Source organism: Rhizobium halophilum (genome assembly GCF_021648825.1).
Lineage (GTDB): Bacteria > Pseudomonadota > Alphaproteobacteria > Rhizobiales > Rhizobiaceae > Neorhizobium > Neorhizobium halophilum.
Window position 1 is genome coordinate 1 of record NZ_JAKJHS010000002.1, and the last position, 16,678, is coordinate 16,678.

Annotated in this window: 11 protein-coding genes; 10 read left to right on the forward strand and 1 reads right to left on the reverse strand. The window is 60.2% G+C overall.

The window, feature by feature from the left end; translation table 11 throughout:
- The first annotated feature begins 54 nt into the window (after positions 1-54).
- Positions 55-2,175, forward strand: a complete 2,121-nt coding sequence (locus tag LXM96_RS04610; protein ID WP_317208202.1) for a putative bifunctional diguanylate cyclase/phosphodiesterase — start codon at positions 55-57, stop codon at positions 2,173-2,175.
- Positions 2,176-2,594: 419 nt separating this feature from the next.
- Here the strand turns inward: LXM96_RS04610 and LXM96_RS04615 are convergent, their stop codons facing one another.
- A complete protein-coding gene (locus LXM96_RS04615; protein ID WP_239997215.1) occupies positions 2,595-3,356 on the reverse strand; it encodes a PRC-barrel domain-containing protein in 762 nt (253 codons plus the stop codon).
- 333 nt (positions 3,357-3,689) lie between these two features.
- Between LXM96_RS04615 and LXM96_RS04620 the strand changes: the two genes are divergently transcribed.
- The 9 genes from LXM96_RS04620 (at position 3,690) to LXM96_RS04660 (ending at position 16,449) form a co-directional block, all read left to right on the forward strand.
- Entirely contained in the window at positions 3,690-4,445 is a 756-nt protein-coding gene (locus tag LXM96_RS04620; protein WP_239997216.1) for a phosphatase PAP2 family protein, read from the forward strand.
- Positions 4,446-4,650: 205 nt separating this feature from the next.
- Positions 4,651-4,845 carry a hypothetical protein gene (locus LXM96_RS04625; RefSeq protein WP_239997217.1) on the forward strand — a complete coding sequence of 65 codons (195 nt, stop codon included), beginning with the start codon at positions 4,651-4,653 and terminating at the stop codon, positions 4,843-4,845.
- A 4-nt stretch (positions 4,846-4,849) separates the two neighbouring features.
- Entirely contained in the window at positions 4,850-5,989 is a 1,140-nt protein-coding gene (locus tag LXM96_RS04630; RefSeq protein ID WP_239997768.1) for a glycosyltransferase, read from the forward strand.
- A gap of 117 nt (positions 5,990-6,106) precedes the next feature.
- Complete coding sequence (locus LXM96_RS04635; protein ID WP_239997218.1) at positions 6,107-7,747, forward strand: glycosyltransferase family 39 protein; 1,641 nt, start codon at positions 6,107-6,109, stop codon at positions 7,745-7,747.
- Between the two features lie 140 nt (positions 7,748-7,887).
- Positions 7,888-9,246: a glycosyltransferase family 39 protein gene (locus LXM96_RS04640; protein ID WP_239997219.1), complete on the forward strand. Its 1,359-nt coding sequence runs from the start codon at positions 7,888-7,890 to the stop codon at positions 9,244-9,246.
- A 764-nt stretch (positions 9,247-10,010) separates the two neighbouring features.
- Complete coding sequence (locus LXM96_RS04645; protein WP_394801888.1) at positions 10,011-11,033, forward strand: ABC transporter substrate-binding protein; 1,023 nt, start codon at positions 10,011-10,013, stop codon at positions 11,031-11,033.
- Positions 11,030-12,070, forward strand: a complete 1,041-nt coding sequence (locus LXM96_RS04650) for a FecCD family ABC transporter permease (RefSeq protein WP_239997220.1) — start codon at positions 11,030-11,032, stop codon at positions 12,068-12,070. The genes LXM96_RS04645 and LXM96_RS04650 overlap by 4 nt, the downstream gene beginning before the upstream one ends.
- Positions 12,067-12,828 carry an ABC transporter ATP-binding protein gene (locus tag LXM96_RS04655; RefSeq protein ID WP_239997221.1) on the forward strand — a complete coding sequence of 254 codons (762 nt, stop codon included), beginning with the start codon at positions 12,067-12,069 and terminating at the stop codon, positions 12,826-12,828. The genes LXM96_RS04650 and LXM96_RS04655 overlap by 4 nt, the downstream gene beginning before the upstream one ends.
- 210 nt (positions 12,829-13,038) lie before the next feature.
- Positions 13,039-16,449: a S8 family serine peptidase gene (locus LXM96_RS04660; RefSeq protein WP_239997222.1), complete on the forward strand. Its 3,411-nt coding sequence runs from the start codon at positions 13,039-13,041 to the stop codon at positions 16,447-16,449.
- Positions 16,450-16,678: the final 229 nt, after the last annotated feature.

The window sequence follows — 16,678 nt, forward strand, 5'->3', positions numbered from 1 at the left end:
TCGCTCATGAATGGCTCCGGCGCATCCCATCCGCCATGAGCTCAAGCCCGGAAAATCCTCCAGCCGGGCGGTCCAAAATCCGGGAGCACCTCATATTCGCCCACATGGTATAAGATGCGTGGTTTGCAGCAGGGTGATCGGCTTCCGCGAAGTACCGCTGAATGGCTGCAGAAAGTCCATCCCGATGACCGAGCGAAGGTTGTTCATGCGATGGAGCGGCAGGAGGCCGGAGATCCGGCGTACGCGGTCTTCGACTATCGTGAGCAGCACAAGGACGGCCATTGGGTATGGATTGAATGTCGCGGTGCCGCGATCGAATGGGACGCTTCTGGCAAAGCTACGCGCGTCGTAGGCACCGACACTGATGTCACCGCTCGAAAAGCATCCGAAGAAGCAGCATCGCGTATGGCACGGCGCCTGGAAATGGCGCTTGATATCTCAGGTGTTGGCGTGTTTGAAGCCGACTTCACCACGGGGCAGTCCGAATGGGATGAGAGGATGTTCTCGATTTACGGCCTTGACGGCAGCGGCTCCATCGAGATCGGCGGGCTTTGGGAAAGCTTGGTTCATCCGGAAGATCTGCCACGTGTCGTCCAGAAGGTTGCAGACCACGCTTGTAGCACGGACAAGTTCTCCGACGAATACCGGGTGGTTCTTGGCGAAGGCCAGGAGCGCATCATCCGGAGCCATAGCAAGCGTTTTGTAGACCAAGACGGACACACCAAGCTGGTTGGTGCCAATTGGGACATAACAGATGACGTGCTGCTACGGCGGGAATTAGAAGATGCAACCCGACTGGCCGTAGCAAGAAGCGCTGCACTGGAAGCGGCCCGCAAGGAGATAGAACATAGTGCATTGCATGACTATCTGACCGAGTTACCAAACCGCAGATATCTCGATCGGACGCTGCGGGACAGGACCGAGAGATCTCAGGGTGGCGCAAGCAGGCTCGCCATCCTGCATCTTGATCTGGATCGCTTCAAGCACATCAACGACACTCTCGGCCATGCAACGGGCGACGCGCTGCTTAAACACGTGGCGCGTGTGCTCCTATCATGTACACGCGCAGATGACTTCGTCGCGCGCGTTGGCGGGGACGAGTTTGTGATCTTACATTCACTTGAGGAGGCCTCTCGTCCCGTTTCCGCTTTGGCCCAGGATCTGATTGCGACACTGTCCAAGCCTGTCACCCTTGGCGGACACCTCTGCCGTACAGGAGCCAGCATCGGAATCGCCTGCCAGGAGGACGAGGATACCGACGCAACAAAATTGCTACTGAACGCTGACATCGCCCTTTACCGAGCAAAGAAGGGTGGCCGCAACAGGTTCGAGTTCTTCTCCTCCAAATCCTATGAAGAGCTTGTCAGCAAAAAGCGGCTGGCCGACGAGGTTCTCGCGGCCCTGGAACAGCGGTCGTTCGTCCCATTCTACCAGTTGCAATTTGAAGCAACCTCTCTTGACATAGTGGGTGTCGAGACGCTTGCCCGTTTACGGACTCCAGATGGACGCCTTCATAGCCCGGACGTTTTCCTTCCAGTCGCTAACGAACTTGGCGTTGTTGCCGACATTGATGCGATGATTTTGCAAACGGCGCTTGAGGATTTCCGCCATTGGCGGCAAGCCGGTCTCGGGATCCCGAAGTTGTCGGTCAACGTTTCATACGAAAGACTGTACGATCCAGCGCTTACAATGAAGCTGAGAGCTCTTGATATTGAGCCGGGGATATTGTCGTTCGAGCTACTCGAGTCGATCTTCCTCGATCGATGCCATGAGCAGATCTTGGAGCGGCTCGCAGAGCTGCGCGAGATAGGGATTGCGCTCGAAATAGACGACTTTGGCACTGGCCACGCGTCGATCATCAGCCTGTTGAAGGTGTGCCCGAGAGCGCTGAAGGTGGATCGAGAACTGGTTGCAGGCGCATACGGCTCGAGAGAGCAGCAAGCACTGCTGCGGTCGATCGTGGAGATCGGCAGATCCTTAGGTATTCGCGTCGTTGCTGAGGGGGTGGAAACGGAAGACGATATCGCTTTACTAAGAGACTTAGGATGCGACAGCTTGCAAGGCTACGCGTTGGCCAAACCTATGCCGGCTCTGGAACTAAGCGCATATATCCAGCGCCAGCCATGGCGCAGCGAAGTCGCGCTATCCAGGCGTGCAGCCGGCAAGACATCTTGAACCGCTCCACGATCTCCTTCTATTGGTAGGAGCGGGTTCAATCGCAGAGGTTTCATGACCGAAGTTGGCGTTGACCTACTTCCCTGATTATCCTCGTTCGGCAAGCTCAGTTGGGTGCAGGCGAGGGCGCCCCTTTCTTCTGGATGGCGCCACCGAAAACGCGTCCTAACCTGAACATACAACATCTCCTGACGTGGCGTGCCGCCATTACGGGTTCCCCGCCGGAGGCGCAGGCTCAACGCCCGTGGTTGCCGATTAGGAGGCGGCTCAAGAACCCCTTGGCAATCCTGCAGGTCCGTTCCCGCTTGCTCACCTTGAGATAAGGCCCGACCGTCAGGCGGTGCAGCACAGGCGTGGCTGCCCTCAGGTCGGTCTCCGCAGTACAACTACGAAGACCTGGTTCGACGGTGTCGGAGTGATTAGCGCTGTTCTGCCCGAACACCTTCAAACTCGGGAGCGTTCTCAAGCTGATCCCGCGTCACATTCAGGATGATCCGATCAGGCAAGCCATCTTCACCGATACGGACCGAACTGGGATCATTGGCTGCCATCTGACTATTATCGACAGGCATGCCAGTAGCAGTGGTATTGGTTCCCTGGGCGCCGCCCATGGCCGTGGTGTCCCGAGCACCGGCCGTTGTTCCATAAGGGCCAGGCGCCTGCGTCACCGTCGGATCAGGTGCGGTCGAGGCGGTGGTTTCGCCCGAGATGCCCGGGTTTGCCCTTGAGGCTGCGTCCGCCTCTTGCTGCGTCGCACCTGGCCCCAGCTCAAGCGCGCCCATATCGACGGCGACGTCTTTCTGGCCCAGACCAAGAAATCCGCCAACGCCGATGATCACGGCATTGATGCTTCCATCCTGGCTGACGAGGACGTCGTTGATTGACCCAATATTCTCACCGTCAGCGCCGTAGACCGTCTTACCCTCGAAATCACTCACACGCCATGCGCCGGACTGTGGTACTGTCACGAACGGCTCCTGAGACGACATTCCAGCGTCAGCGCTCTGCCCCAGAGGACGAGCATCGTTGAGCCCTTGGGCATCGTTCTGGTTGATCTCCAGTTGCTGCGTCTCGTTCACGACCGCATCGTTTCCGCCAGTTGCTGGCGTTGTGGTCTGGGCAGAGGCGGCAAGCGGGAAAGCAGCGCCCAGAAGCAGTACAGGTAGGATTCTCTTGTTCACGATGAACTCCTTTCATCAATGTTGGGACATGATGTGAGAACCCGCGCCCGCGTTGATCCGTTCCGAAGGAAGGTATATTTTTCAATTGGTTGTTGCTGTTGAAGAAGCCTCCCGAAGCCATCGTTCCCCCTCCCGCGGAGTGGGTGTGCATGAGGACGGTGGTCGCCGTGGGATCGGTGGTGCAACGGCAGCATCTGATCTTCACGTCTGGAAGGGCCAGCAGGAGCGAGAAACTCATAGTCAACCTCCTCGATGTTGACATGCCCTTCTCCGGTCCTCCGCGAAATCTTGACAATCGGGCGAGACAACGTGGTCCTCAACGAGGGACCACCGATGAGTGTAACCGACTTAAACCGCGTCCAGAGGCCACATGCGAAGACGGTGGAGGACAAAGCCAGGGATTTGCTTCCACAGGCGCTTATCCTTTTGGGCTTTGTTTCCGTGTTTTTTGCGGCGGTTCCAGAACTTGACCTGATCGTCAGCCGCTTCTTCTGGGAGCCGACCGTTGGCTTCGGATTTACGAAAGATAGCTTCCTCATTGCATTTCGTGACGCCAACAGGGTGCTGCCCTGGGTCGTCGTAGGAATTGCGATAGCGCTGCTGATTCCAAGTCCATTTCTCCGGTACCTGAAGAATCCACCTGCACCGCACAAACTGCTGTTTGTTCTCACGTTTTTTGCAGCGGGTCCGGGGCTGGGCGTTCACCTGATCAAGATGTTGGTTGGTAGAGCGCGTCCAAAAGCCCTCGAAGAATTTGGCGGTAGTGCGCTCTTTACACCTCCGTGGGAGCTCACCGATCAATGCGTCAGGAATTGTTCCTTCATCTCGGGAGAGGCGGCGAGCGGCTTCGCGCTGCTCACACTCGTTGTGTTCGTCAACCCTAGATACTCAACCCGCTATCTTGCAGCAGTTGGGATTATCGCGGCAGCCTTTTCCTTCAACCGAGTGGTGTTCGGAGCCCACTTCCTGTCCGATGTGGTGATCGCATGGAGTTTGATGTTCGTTTTGGCGGTGCTCCTTTGGCGATTGTTCTCACAAAATGCACCTCAGATAGATGCGTTATTCACAAGTGAAGCCCGCCGCACCTGAAATCTGGTCGAGGGTTTCCCTTAGCAGAGCGCAGCCTGAACCTTCAGTCTTGGTCGGGAATTCACCACCTGTTCGGCTATAGCGCACTCCCCAAGATGGCTCAGTTGCTTTTATGAGCCTAGCGGCGAGGGCGGACGAACAGGGTCCCCAGGTCAGCTATATCTTTCGCGCGTCTATTTTTATTCCCGTTTAGGTTGAATGACTCATGGCCGAAAATGCTCCCGTCCAGACACCCACCCGTGCCGAAATGTGGGATCGCACCTGCGCCGAGTTCGACAGCATGGGACTGACCATGCCGGATGCGGTCCGTCTCCTGCTCTCCCCGACAGCCAAGGAAGGTGTGCCACCCTGGTTTGCGATGATGCTTGCACAGCACCTTCGTGCAAAGAAGAACCTGTGACATGATGCAGGATGCACGTTTACCGGAGCAGCCGGTCCAACTTTCATCCGGGTCAGCGCGCCGTTCGCCTGAACTTTCCGTCATCGTTCCGACCTTCAACGAAGCGCCTAATGTAGAATTGGTTGTTCAGGCGCTCGTCGCGTCATTACGTGGCATCGACTGGGAAGTCATATTTGTCGACGACGACAGTTCTGATGGGACCACAGATGCCGTGCGGCTCATTGCACGGCGTGACGGGCGTGTACGCTGCATTCGCCGGATCGGGAGGCGTGGCCTTGCGGGAGCATCGATCGAGGGCATGCTTTCGTCATCGGCCCCGGTTATTGCCATTATGGATGGCGACATGCAGCATGACGCGTCGCTGCTGCCGGAGATGTTTCGCCGTCTTCAGGCGGGCGACGATCTCGTGATAGCGAGCCGTTTCTGCGATTCCGGCAGCGCGGCTGACGGCTTCTCTCGCACGCGCCTTAGCGGTAGCCGGGTCGCGACACGACTGGCCCGAATGTTTCTGCACATCGATGTCAGCGATCCTATGAGCGGGTTCTTCGCCATACGCCGCCCGGCATTTGAAGCTCTCGCTCCGCGTCTTTCCACCCAGGGCTTCAAGATCCTGATGGATATTCTCGCGTCTACACCACAGCCGCTGCGGACGAGCGAAATGCCGTTACATTTTCGAGCGCGACAGCACGGGGTCTCCAAGCTCGACAATCTTGTAGCAGCGGAATTCCTGAGCCTTTTGCTGGCCAAACTGACGGGGGACGCGCTTTCGCTCCGCTTCGTGTTGTTCGCCCTCATCGGCGGCTTTGGTGTTGTCGTTCATCTCGTGACGCTCAAGATCGCGCTAGCGTCCGGCTTGACGTTCTGGTTGGCACAGATGACGGCGGCATACGTGGCGATGACCGGCAACTTCTTTCTCAACAATGTCCTAACTTATCGCGACCGCAGGCTCAAAGGCTGGCGGCTGCTTTCCGGTTTGGCGTCGTTCTGGGTGGTCTGCAGCATAGGCGTGATCGCGAATGTGGGTGTTGGGCAACTTGTCCACGAGCAGGCTTCTAGGTGGTGGCTGGCGGGTCTGGCGGGTGCGGGTCTGGGGGCCGTCTTCAATTATGTCGCAACATCGATTTTTACGTGGCGGGCGCGTTAGCGCAGTATCGCCAGCCGCGCTGTGCTCGAAATGGCACGAACCGGTCTCATCATCCGCGCTCTCTGTCCGCTTCTCCCCGACTGGCCCCGCAGATTACTACCGTGGAGTTCCCGTCTGATGACACCGCAACCGTCACATCTTGCTGCATTCCAGGAAACAGGATGGTCCACCTCAACGCTGCTACGGACCGATAACAGCGCCGCCATACTCCGCGCGGCTGTATGGGTGATCATGGCCGGAACGGTCATGCGTCTTGGTTTGGCAGCGCTGCTCGATCCCGGCCTTGACGAGGCCTATGCAATGGCGGTCGCCACGCAATGGCAGCTTTCATGGTTCGATCACCCGCCAATGGCTTTCTGGTGGGTGAAGGCGATGCGCGAGATCGCCGGGCCGTTTTTTGGCGCCGACGTTCCGGTGCTGGTCCTGCGGCTCCCTTTCGTCCTCGCGTTCACCATCACGAGTTTGGTGATGCTTGATCTTACCCATCGCCGGTGGGGGGCGAGGGCGGGCTTGTGGATGGTGCTAGCGCTAAGCCTGGCGCCGTTCTTCGTCGTCTCCGCCGGGTCCTGGCTCGTGCCGGACGGCCCCCTGGTTCTGTTTCTTTCGCTGACGGCCTGGCTCCTCGACAGGATCCTGTTTTCCGAGCCCACACCCGCGATCGAACGCAGTCTTTGGCTTGCCGCTGGACTGACGCTCGGGCTTGCCGGACTGTCGAAATATCACGCGGCACTCTTCGCTGTCGGCGCGGCTGTCTTTATTCTCGCGACGCCCCACCGCCGTCACCTCCTGAAACCGACAGCTTGGGGGGGCGTATTACTCGCCGGGTTCGTGGTATCGCCGGTTCTCGTTTGGAACGTGCAGCACGATTGGGTTTCGTTCCAATTTCAGTCGTCACGTGGTCTCGGTTCGGGCGGTCCGGACTGGTCCGCACTCGCCCGTTCGGTGGTTGGCCAGATGGCCTATCTCGGCCCATGGACGCTGATTGCTGCGCTCGCAGCGACGATCGCGTTGCCTTCGGCCAGAGGGACTCGCGCCGGTCCGGCTGCCTTCCTGGCAGCGCTTGGCCTGCCGTCGATTATCCTCTTCACGGCGGTGCCGCTCTGGGGTGGCGATGCATTGCCGCATTGGCAAATGCCGGGGTGGCTGTTCTTGCTGCCGATACTCGGTCACGCCATAGCCTCACGGGAGGCTCGTCGTCGCCAACCCCATCGCGCCGCCAGAATCTTTGCTGTCACAGCGGCTGCGGTCCTTGCGGTTGCAATCGTCGCGGTAGCCTTGCTCCGCTACGCGCCACCATCATCGGCCCTCATCGCCCGCTTTGGGCTCAACACGTTTCTGGAGGAATCGGTGACCTGGCGCGGCCTCGCCGACACCCTCTTTGAGCGCGGTTTATTGTCGGCGTCGACACCTGTAATCACGGCGCATGACCGTTCTTTGGTCGTTGCCTTCCATTGGGTGGAAGCTTCACGTCTCGCTGAGGCGCTGGGGTCCCGCGCGACAGTTTCGGTGCTCGGCAACGACCCTCGCGGCTTCGCCTTCCTTGCAGACCAAGCCGCGTGGATCGGGCGCGACGTGTTATTCGTCGGCCGCCCCCGTACCTTTGCCCGCAACTTAAGATCGGCCGCTGCGCATTTCACCCGCATCGATCGTCAGCCGCCCGTTGCCGTCCAGATCGGCGATGAAGTCCTGTTCAAGGCAGAAGTCGCAATCGGGCGCAACCTGATATCTCCCGATCCACTGCCGTACCCGCGACGTTAGCGTTACCCAGAAAAGCCGTGCTGCTGACGGCAAGCCAAACCTCCGTAAAGGCAGTTCTCTGATGCGGCTTTCCGTCCTCACCACGTCACTCTTGTTTCTTGCCGTTCACCTCACCATTGCCGCCTTGGTACCCCTCTTTGATGATGAAGCCTATTATGCACTGTGGGCCTCGCAATCTCGCGCTTGGCTATTACGATCACCCGCCCATGATCGCTTACATGATCCGAATGGGAACCGATCTCCTGGGAGAAACCGCTCTCGGCATCCGGCTGTTTCCAGTGATTGGCTTTGTCGTGTCGGGGTACCTCGTGGGTGATCTTGCGCGGCACATGTCTGGTGGCACCGTGGGTGTGCCAGTGTTGGCCACAACGCTCTATAACCTTAATCTGCTTGTCTTCGCTTTGGGCAGTTTCGCCACCCCCGACGCGCCCTCCACCTTGTTCTGGGTGGCCGCACTCTGGGCTGGGATCCGCGCCGTCAGCACGCCTCCGAGCGCGCATTCCGCGATGCTATGGTGGGTGTTTACTGGACTCTTTATCGGGTTCGGCGGGGTGTCGAAGTTCACCAATGCCTTTCTGGCCTTCGGATTGCTGGCCTACCTGATAGCGACGCCAACCGGTCGCGCGTATCTGTTCACGCGTCTGCCTTACATGTCCGCGGCAGCGGCGGTACTTCCGCTTCTTCCCTATTTTTTCTGGAATGCTGAAAACGATTGGCTCGGCTTGGAACGCCAAGGAGCGCGCCTCGTCGCCTCCGGCTTCTCGACCCGATATCTCGGTGAATATGCCGCGGTCCTGCTCCTGGCGCCGACACCATTGGTCACCTGGTTCGCGTTCCGGGCTTTAAAGGCTCCGCCAAAAGACAGTGCGCTGCTGATCTGGAGCTCCGTTCCGCTCCTGCTCTATTTCGCATTTCACGCGACGCATGCGCAAGTTCAAGCCAACTGGACCGTGCCGCTGCAGGCGCTCTTCGCCATTCCTGCCGCCTTTGGCCTCACTCAGGCGCAGTCGCCGCGGCTTTGGACCAAGGTGACCGTCGTCATCGCATTGGTGCTGAGTGTTGGTTCAGTCGCGATCGCCTTCAATCCGGTCACTCCCATCGGCACAAGTGACAATCCGCCGAACCAGACGCGCGGATGGTCAGCGACCCAAGATGCCATCACTGAACTGCTGGAGCAAACCGGCGCAAGATGGATCGCCACGACCGATTACGCTCGAACCGGGTCGCTCGCGCTTCGTTTTCCCCAGATGCGCGTCTGGTCGGTGACTGAGCCGCAGCGCTATGGCTTCCGCGGTGCCTTTCCTACCGAATTATGCGCCGCTCCCGGACTCTTGATCGAGCGGGCAAGACGGTTGGAAACAACCTCTGAGAAAGCCCCAAGACTTTTCGAAACGGTCGAAGCCACGCAGGCTGCCACTCGAAGCCAAGACGGGGTTACACTGATGCGATATCACCTAACATCTGTCTCCCGGGTCAGTTCGCCCGGGGTGTGCCAATGACGCGTTGAAAGATCTCATGCAGGCATTTCACTTCTCGTGAGACCTCCGGCAGGGCCGAGCGCAAATAGAGAGCAATGGCGAGCGCGCCTTTCAAGACGATCAACGCGCAGCGGTGGACTCGCCTTATCCAAGAATGTCCGCATGAGGGCGATTTGTGCGAGTTGTTCGTCACCTTTGTGCTCGTAGGGCAGGGGGAGTGAGCCGCCTGCCTCCGCAGACGCAGGTTGAAATAGCGCCGGAGGTCGAGGTTGATTGCGCGACACGCTGCTGCGCGATCCCAATCTCGCCCAGCTTTGAGCACATGCGCGGCCTCCAAGCTGTCAGTCGTTCTTCGTTCAATCGAGAGAGCGCACAGCGAAAAGCAGCTAATCTGTAATCTGTCGCCGGCGGTGACCGAGGCATGCAGGGTTTCTGGGACATGTTCCCGGATGCACGACAGGCTCTGGCGCGAGCTCGGCACGCCGCTGCCGGACCAGGATTTACGACAGCGGGTGACAACGGCCGTAGAGCTTGCTTCCGAGAACGTACCCATGGAGGGTTTGATTCGGGAACGCGACGCAGGGCTGCGCCAAATACTGGCGACGCGACGAGAGAAAGATCGTCTGTAGTGATTGGACCCTCAGGCTGCGTGGCAGCTGGATTTGGCGAGATTTCCGGCTCGCGAAGGGTACCACTTGGAGCCGAAAACGAATTATGACAAATCTTCTCTTGTTTTTGCTGTGGCCGAAGCTATAGGCGGGCAATCGCAACGACAGGATTTGCCAGTGACCGTTCTCAAATCTCTTTCCGCTGCCGCGGCCGTGGTCGCCGCGCTCGCCGCCGCCTCGACCTGCGCCGCCGCCGCCACCCAATATCCGCTGACGATCGAAAATTGCGGCGCGGAGGTGACTTTCGATCATGCGCCGGAGCGGGCGATCGGGCTTGGCCAGAACAGCGCCGAAATTTTGCTGATGTTGGGGCTCGAGGACAGGATGGTCGGTACCGCCTTCTGGCCGAGCAAGGTCATGCCGCAGCTCGAGGAGGCGAACGCCAAGGTAAAGCTGCTGACGGTCGAGTTCCCGACCTTCGAGTCGCTGCTCGCCGAGAACCCTGATTTCGTCGCCGCAGCACTTCCGAGCCTGATCGGCCCGACCAGCAAGGTCGCCAAGCGCGAGGACTTCGAGAAGGTCGACGTTCCGACCTACCTTTCGCCCAGCACCTGCCTCAGCACCGATAAGGTGCAGGACCAGTATGGCAGCCGCGACAGGCTCTGGAGCATGGACCTGCTCTACAAGGAGATCGACGAGCTGTCGCAGATCTTCGACGTCGCCGATCGCGGCCAGGCCCTGATAGAAGATCTGAAGCATCGCGAGGCGGCGCTGCGCTCGAGCGTTGCCAAGGACGGCCAGAAGCTCTCCTATGTCTTCTGGTTCTCCAGCCCTGCGCCTTCCGCGGACGCCTATCTGGGCGGCAAGAACGGCGCCTCCGGCTTCATCGCCGACGTGCTAGGCGGCGTGAATGCCATAGATGCGGAAGCTGAATGGCCGACGCTTGGCTGGGAAGGCATCATCGCTGCCGATCCGGATGTCATCGTTGTCGCGAGCCTCGACCGCAACCGCTGGGAGCTCGACAAGCCGGAGGCGAAGATCGCCTTCCTCAACAGCGATCCCGCCGTCAGTCAGATGCCGGCGGTGAAGAACAAGGCGATCGTGGTCATGGACGGCCAGGCGATGAACCCGACCATCCGCACCATCTACGGTGCTGAAGAGGTGGCGAAGCAGTTGAAGGACCTCGGTCTCCTGAAGTGACGCAAGCGACCGGCACCGCCCGCGGGCTTGGCGCCCTCCTTGCGCTGCTGGTTCTTTCCGGCGGCGCGATCGGGCTTGTCGTTGCGATCAGCGTCGGGATCGGCGACCTGCCGATCCCGTTGTCGACAACCGTTTCGGCCGTTACCAACCGCCTCGGTTGGACGGCGGTGCAGCTCAACCCAATCCACGAGACAGTGATCTGGGACTACCGCCTCAGCCGCGCGCTTGTCGCCGCCTTCTGCGGTGCGGGGCTCGCGCTCTCGGGCGCCATCATGCAGGCGCTGCTGCGAAACCCGCTGGCCGAACCCTATGTGCTCGGCATCTCCGCCGGCGCGTCCACCGGAGCCGTTGCAATCGTCATCCTCGGCCTTGGCGCCGGTGCCGTTTCGCTTTCCGCCGGCGCCTTTGCCGGCGCCTTTGCCGCCTTCTTCTTCGTCGCGCTCCTGTCCAACGGCACGCGCGGCGGCGCCGACCGCACGATCCTTGCAGGCGTTGCCGCCTCGCAGCTTTTCAATGCTGCCACCTCCTATATCGTCACAACCTCCGGCAATGCGCAGCAGGCGCGCGATGTGATGTTCTGGCTGCTCGGCAGCTTCGGTGGCGTGCGCTGGCCGGAGTTCATGCTGGTCGCGACTGTCGTCGGCCTTTGTCTCATCCCCTGCCTCCTCTACGCTCGCGTGCTGGATGCATTCGCCTTCGGCGACGAGGCCGCCGCCTCGCTCGGCGTCAATGTCGCGCGCGCCCGCATCGCGCTCTTTGCCCTGACGGCGGTGATGACGGCAACGATCGTCTCGATGGTGGGCACCATCGGCTTCGTCGGCCTCGTCGTGCCGCATGCCGCCCGCTTCCTGGTCGGCCCGCTTCATATCCGCCTCCTGCCCGCCTGCGCCGTCGCCGGGGCGATCTTCATGGTGCTTGCCGACATTGCCTCGCGCATCCTGATCCCGCAGCAGGTGCTGCCGATCGGCGTGGTGACGGCGCTCGTCGGCGTCCCCTTCTTCTCCTTCGTCCTCTACCGGTTCCAGCGCGCCTCATGAGCATCACCGCCGAAAATCTCGTCTGGAAGATCGGCAAGCGCACCGTCCTTGACGGCGTGTCGCTGCAGGCCGAACCCGGTCGCGTGCTCGGCCTGCTCGGGCCGAACGGTTCCGGCAAGACGTCGCTCTTGCGCCTGCTCGCCGGGCTAAAGACCCCATCCGCCGGCCGCATCACGCTCGATGGCCGCGACATCGGCACGGTCGGACGCCGGTCGCTTGCCAAGCGCGTTGCCTTTGTCGAGCAGCACGCCACCACCAATGCTAACCTGCGCGTTATCGACGTCGTCAAGCTCGGCCGTTTCCCGCACCGCTCAATGTTCTCCGGCTGGTCGGCCGCGGACGAGGCGGCGGTGGAGGAGGCGCTGGTGCGGGCAGGGATGGTAGATAAGCGCAATGACCTGTGGCAGAGCCTTTCGGGTGGCGAAAAACAGCGCGTCCACATTGCCCGCGCCTTGGCGCAATCGCCGCAGGAGCTCATTCTCGACGAGCCGACCAACCACCTCGACATCCAGCACCAGATCGGCCTCCTGCGCCTCGTCGCCAGCCTGCCGGTCACCAGCGTGATCGCGCTGCACGATCTCAACCATGCCGCAATGTTCTGCGACCACCTGATCGTGCTCAATCAGGGCCGCGTCGCCGCCGCCGGCACTCCCGAAGCGGTCCTGACGGAAACTTTGCTGCGCGAGGTTTTCAGGGTGACGGCGCGGGTGGAGCGGTCGACGCATCACGGCCGACCGCACATACACTTTGTCATGTGACAAGCCTGAGGCTGTGGCGCAGTGGTTTTGCGCCCGTGAGCGACAATGGACGGGCGGCTTTCACAGCAAGATGTGATGCCAACGCCACACTAGATCCCTAACTAGCGGCAGAGCAACAATCAACTGCAGCGTGCATCGGAATTCTCTTGCTTTGCCTCCCGGCTTGTAGACCTATGTGCCGATACAGGTCGGCTGGTCGGGGGGCTTTAAGTGAATACGCGTTCTAGGTATGCGGTGGTGTTCGCCGCATTGATGATGTCTGCCGCCCCCATTGCGGGCCCCGCACGAGGAGAGGATGGAAGGCTCGAGCTTCGACTGGTCTCCGTGTCGCAGGCCTTGTCGGATGCATTGCGGCTCGCAGCTGCCAATGGCCAGTCGTCCCTCCTTGCATCTGTCTACGAAAACAGTCGGATAACGCCATTCCGCGCCGGCGCGATACGTAACGAGGCTGTCAGGCTGGCGCCTGACTTGGAGCCGGCGATAACGCTCGCGACCGATATCGCGCTTCACCACGCCAAGGGACTGCCGAACAGAAGCACGGGCTTCGCTGCTACTAAGCTTACCCGTCCGCCCGGTGCAGACAACGACGTCGATCTTGCAGCAATACCTGAATTCCAGCGCAATTGGGGCGTCGGCGCGATTGGTACGCAAGCAGCTGCTGATCTCAACCTTAGGGGGAAGGGCGTCGTCGTCGGGGTTGTCGATTCGGGCATCGATAGGACATCCGGGGGCGGGGTCCATTCAGAGTTCGCGGGAAGGCTAGACTCCCGCTCAACGTCGCTTGTTCATTGGTACGATCCGGAACTTGCCATCAAAGCCGGTAGCGTCGAGGCGGGTTATCTCCGACCCTCAACGGCGAGCGAAGACGGCGACGGTCACGGTACTCACGTGGCTGGGATTATAGCTGCCGCAAAGGATGGGCAAGGGATGCAGGGGGTGGCGCCCGGTGCTACGATTCTCTCCATCCAGGCTCTTCCCTCGATTGACTCAGATGTTCTGGAGGAGGACGGCACCTTCCAGATCGACGGGGTCACCTACCATGCCAGCGCATTGTCCATATGCGGCAGCGACGTATATCTGACCGACGAGAGCAAATGCCGACCAGCAAACTCCATTGGCTTTGGAACCTCCAACGCAATCGCCTATCTGGCGACCCAAGCGGACGTGCGGGTCATCAACGGGTCCTTTGGCCCCGACGTCGAAGCCGGCGGAACAAGTTGGGCGACGGATGACCTCACCGAGGAGGCCAATGCGGTTCGCGCTGCTCTGAAGGCAGGCCAGATCCTGACGATTGCAGCCGGAAACGAGCGTGCAAAGGCGCCTGTGTATGGTGAGAACCCTTCCGGCATTGGGCTGTTCCCGTTCATCAACCCGCTCAACGCCGGGACACTCAATTCAGCGGGAGACCGAATCTATACCGGATCTGAAGGCGTTGATTTCAGCGATATGACGGACGCTGGCCTTGCTGCTGCTGAGAAGGCCGACGGCATAAAGCGGGGTCGTATCATAGCGGTCGTGGCGACGGATTCGCAGAAAGTGATCGCGGAATACTCAAATTTCTGCGGCGTAGCTGCCGAATGGTGCATCGCAGCGCCAGGGGGCACCTACGACGATAGCGTCGAACGCCCCATCTATTCCACGGCTCCCAATGGTTCCTATGTCGCGATGCAAGGCACATCGATGGCTGCTCCGCATGTAGCGGGCGCTGTTGCCGTGCTCATTGAGGCATTTCCGACCTATACGCCCGCGCAAATCACCAACATCTTGCTTGAAACCGCAGAAGATCTTGGTGCTGTCGGAACCGACCTGGTCTACGGACGCGGTTTTCTGCGCCTCGACCGCGCGCTCGATTCAGGCTCGGATGGGCTTGATCCCCTACACGAGGGCACTTTCGTCGTGAGCGCGGACAAAGGGGATCGGATCATTTGGACCAAGCCGGTAGAAAGTGCCGGCGTCTTGTCCAAGACGGGTGAGGGTACTCTGGTTGTCCTCGGAAACGCAAACTTTCAGCGGGGCACGAGCGTCGGGGGAGGGGACCTCCGGGTTGACGGCAATCTGCAGACGCCATCACTGCTCGTTGAAGCAGGCGCCACTCTTTCCGGAAACGGCGTGATCACCGGCAATGTCAACTCGCGCGGCCATCTGTCGCCTGGAGCCTCTCCGGGCTTGTTGACCATCAATGGCGACCTTGTCCTTGATCCACTTGCGCAGACAAATATCGAGGTCGATGGGCCGGCGGCAGATAGCGGCGCTGGCGGATTTGACCGCATCTTGATTGCAGGTGTTGGGCGAACGGCGGATCTGGGCGGAACCCTTGCTCCCTTGCTTCGAGGCATTACGGGTGCCGCCAACAACAACTTCACTCCGGAGCTAGGCCAGAGCTTCACCTTCCTTGAGGTGCAGGACGGAGAGGTTCTGGGGTCGTTCGACCGTCTCCTCCAGCCAACTGCTGGCCTGGCTGCAAACACCCGTTTTGATGTGATCTACGGCGAAAGCAGCGTCACCTTGGCCACAACACCGTTGTCCTATGCCGACCTTCAGGTTTTCGGCGTTGCCCAGAGCGATGCAGCAAGACAGATTGGTGGCGCCATAGATGCCCTACGCCCTGTCGCCGGTGTCCGCCCGGGGGAAGAGGTCGCGGATCTCTTCTCAAGCCTTTATCTCGGAGGTGCAGCGGGTGTCAGTGCGGGCCTGGAGCAGGCGACCGGCGCCATCTATGTGGACGCGGGACAGACGGCGGTCGCTTCTGTCGGACGCTTCGCCGACCAAATCTGGCAGCATCAGACTGAGATGGCAATCCTCGGCGGTCTCTCTGGAGACCAGACACGCTTCTGGACAGAGGGAGAGAAGTGGTTTGCCGACTATGGCAGCTTCGAATCCAACAGCGGAAGTGTGACGTTTGGCCTAGATGTTCCAATGGACCGCGGCTGGGTTGGTGGCGCGATCCGGTATGAAGGCAGCGACATTGCCTCGGGTGCTCGTGGCAGTGGCAATGTCGAAACCTATCACGGCGCGCTCTACGGCCTTGCCGATCTCGAAAGTGCCGAGCTTGCCGGCCGCGCAGGCGTGAGTTTTGGACAGCTTGATGTTTCCCGCCAGATCAGCTTCGGTTCGGGTGACCTCTCCCTCCTGACCAGCGATGACCGAGGCTTCGGTGGGTTTGCGGAAGCCTCGATCCAGAAGCGTCTGATCGAGGGGGAAACCATCCTGATCCCAAGCATGACGATCGGCTATCGGGCGTTCGCCTTCGATGGAGCCACGGAAAGCGGCTCGGTCCTTCCCGCCACGACTTCGGATGACACCTTCGAGGAAGGACATGCGACCGCTGCCGTTGCCGTCTCCCGGCCCTTTTCATTGGCAGGCGATATGGAATTCATTCCGACCGCCATGCTTGGATATCGTCGTGACTTTATTGCGATCGATGACAGCGCCTCGGTCAGTGTCTTAGGAACCGGCTTTACCACCTACGGCGAGGAGATCGGTAGGGACGCCCTGGTAGGCGGGGTCAAATTCGAGATCGCCGAAGGCAACCGCTTCTCCTTAGCTGCCGGGTATGATTTGGATATCCGGAAAGGCGCAGATCGGCATAACTTTGGGGGCTCGTTGACGCTGCGTTGGTAGCGGGCGCACGTCCAGGCAAAACGGTCAAGTGGTGCTTGCGCATCCTGGAACTGCGGTCGCGAAGCCAGCGATAGGTCTCGACTTGATCTGTTCATCCGGCGCCAGTCCGGCACGAGCAGATCAAGTCGAGATCCCTGGGCTTTAGTCGATGGGTTCCATCGCACGCTGTCAGAGCGGTGCCGAGGCGGTCATTGGCGCGGATCTTCGAATCATAAAGCCTTCTCCACCG

Excerpts from the sequence above, each read along its gene's own strand:
- LXM96_RS04635 (WP_239997218.1), top strand. The coding sequence starts at position 6,107 with ATGACACCGCAACCGTCACATCTTGCTGCATTCCAGGAAACAGGATGG.
- LXM96_RS04655 (WP_239997221.1), top strand. The coding sequence starts at position 12,067 with ATGAGCATCACCGCCGAAAATCTCGTCTGGAAGATCGGCAAGCGCACC.
- LXM96_RS04625 (WP_239997217.1), top strand. The coding sequence starts at position 4,651 with ATGGCCGAAAATGCTCCCGTCCAGACACCCACCCGTGCCGAAATGTGG.
- LXM96_RS04630 (WP_239997768.1), top strand. The coding sequence starts at position 4,850 with ATGCAGGATGCACGTTTACCGGAGCAGCCGGTCCAACTTTCATCCGGG.
- LXM96_RS04620 (WP_239997216.1), top strand. The coding sequence starts at position 3,690 with ATGAGTGTAACCGACTTAAACCGCGTCCAGAGGCCACATGCGAAGACG.
- LXM96_RS04640 (WP_239997219.1), top strand. The coding sequence starts at position 7,888 with ATGATGAAGCCTATTATGCACTGTGGGCCTCGCAATCTCGCGCTTGGC.